The sequence below is a fragment of the Sporosarcina koreensis genome, assembly GCF_001531445.1.
GTDB classification, from domain to species: domain Bacteria; phylum Bacillota; class Bacilli; order Bacillales_A; family Planococcaceae; genus Sporosarcina; species Sporosarcina koreensis_C.
Genome location: NZ_LQYA01000295.1, coordinates 1 through 243 on the forward strand (window position 1 = coordinate 1; position 243 = coordinate 243).

A 243-nucleotide genomic window follows, 5' to 3' on the forward strand; every position below is an offset into this window, starting at 1 on the left:
TACATCTTTCATCATGTAAGGAACCATAGAGATAAACCCTGCTACTGTACCAAATATAAGTCCTCCACAAAGGACACCAATTATAAAAGAAATATTTTTCCCCAGTGCAGGTTCAACAAAAGGTTCTGTTACTTTCCTAATATGTTTTACAAATATAAGGAATGACAGAATACTGATGATCAGAAAAGAAATGTTATAAGATGTTGTAAACAGCATAAAAAATACAATGCCCACTGACATTAG

General features: G+C 32.5%; 1 pseudogene. It reads right to left on the minus strand.

Annotation, left to right across the window (positions count from 1 at the left end):
• Positions 1 to 243: pseudogene (locus AWV70_RS22015) on the minus strand (tetracycline efflux MFS transporter Tet(L)); the annotation flags it as partial.